Origin of the sequence: Pseudomonas citronellolis (assembly GCF_900112375.1) — a bacterium.
Lineage (GTDB): Bacteria > Pseudomonadota > Gammaproteobacteria > Pseudomonadales > Pseudomonadaceae > Pseudomonas > Pseudomonas citronellolis.
Map to the genome: position 1 here is coordinate 1 of NZ_FOLS01000073.1, position 1,759 is coordinate 1,759.

The following is a 1,759-nucleotide window of genomic DNA, read 5'->3' on the forward strand; positions in this document are numbered from 1 at the left end:
TCCGCGTCGTAGTACTGCCCCTGGAAACGCAGCGGGTTGTCGATTTCCGCCACTTCCAGGCGGGCGACGTTGCCGTAGGCGCGGTAGCGGGCCGATCAGAGGATTTCGCCGCCGTAGCTGGTCAGTTCCTGCGGAGTGCCCAGGTGGTCGAGCTGGTAGTAGAAGGGCTCGGCCTTCAGCGGGCCTTCATCGTTTCGTATATCTAGCGGATGGAAGCTGCCGGACTCGCAGATATAGTAGTAGCCTTTTCCCCTACCTCATCCATATCGAGATAAAGTTTAATTAAATTTTATCTTTCCTTACTAGAACCACCCTCAAAACTCAAATAGTCGCCATAAATTCATTCTTATCTCCCATTGAACCTATGAACATCAAGGCTGCTCTCCAGACTGTATCCAACTACATATTTTGACAGCCCGGCACTCTCTATTTCCTCCCAACTCGCAGGAATAATTCCAACTTCATCCGTATAATCACTCCACACGACCTTGCTATAAGAGTCGCTATTAGGACAAAAGGGCCCTGATGCAAGAGAAATCTCCCGAGTACACAAGTCAAACTCAAACGAACATCCGTATATTTCACCGTCACGTGCTTTCACTAAAACGAGATCCGTTCCTTGAGCCATCGAGCCAATATACGCTTCAACAATATAATATATTTTCCCATGACACGCCTATAGAAAATGGGGGGAACCATTTAACCCTCACAAAACTTAAAAGCATTTCTACAGAGCAGGAAAGATTATACAAGACAATTCACCAAAACAGCCCTGGCATAATCCCCCAGCTAGCAGAAGAATAAATGCCATACACAAAAAACTGTATAGAGCCCATCACAATCTTAAAAAATCATATTTTCAAAAAATTAATCAGAAGCGCTCAAACAGTGCCATCGCCAATAAATCCAGCTATGTTATTTAAGAAGCAAGCAGCCGCCAAAAAAGAAACATCTCCACCATTAGTTACGATGCGAATCAGAGGTAACTCAACAGAAACTTCTGCTTTTCCGAATACGTAAAATCCCTCCATACTCAAGGAAGATACTCCACCTACAACCATATCAAATGAAACGGAATCATATCCCTTGAGCCTCCAACGCTCCGGTATAACCATTCCTGACAAAGAAGCAGTTAGACTTATAACTGCAGAATCCCCATGTAGAATAATTCTTTCAAGGAATAAATTCTCTGGGAATGAGCCCTTAAACAACTCCATCCACTCTTTTTCTGTACGAACCCAAGTACCAATACTCATATCATCTCACTCAAAGACATAATGACCTGCAACGCTTTTCAGATACAAAGTTTTGGTCCTCGCAGCATTCCCCGTCGCCTCATCATATTCTCTTACATTAAAGTGAGGCTTTCCGGCCGCACTCTCTTCAGAAAACTCCTTATGCCCACGAGAGTGCTCTTGAATAACCACCCTCGTTCCATCGATATTAGTATAGTGATATTCCCTAGTCATTATAGGCACCCCGTTGCTATCAAGTAGCATACGGCCACTTTCTTCTAGCGGTACCCTGCCAACTTTAACTGGTTCTGCGGACACAGGGACTCTTGCATCTGCCTTTGCAGCTCTTAAAGCTGCTTGCCTAGATTCGAAGTACTTGTCTGGCCTTTTCCACTTTAGACTACTGGGACACTGAACATTCTCGCTAACCAACCCCAACGGATCCACCCACCCCGTCGGGTTAGGCACGTACTGGTAGTGGTTCAACCCACCCGCCAGCTTGATCGGGTCCGGGGTCAGGAAAC

General features: G+C 45.7%; 2 protein-coding genes and 1 pseudogene. All 3 read right to left on the bottom strand.

The window, feature by feature from the left end; all coding sequences use genetic code 11:
• A pseudogene (locus tag BM060_RS33640) lies at nt 1–236 on the bottom strand (RHS domain-containing protein); the annotation flags it as partial.
• A gap of 645 nt (nt 237–881) precedes the next feature.
• Entirely contained in the window at nt 882–1,256 is a 375-nt protein-coding gene (locus BM060_RS32840) for a hypothetical protein (RefSeq protein ID WP_135499904.1), read from the bottom strand.
• Between the two features lie 6 nt (nt 1,257–1,262).
• Nucleotides 1,263–1,759 (bottom strand): HNH/endonuclease VII fold putative polymorphic toxin (locus tag BM060_RS32020; protein ID WP_256257891.1); only part of this gene is annotated, 497 nt, incomplete at its 5' end.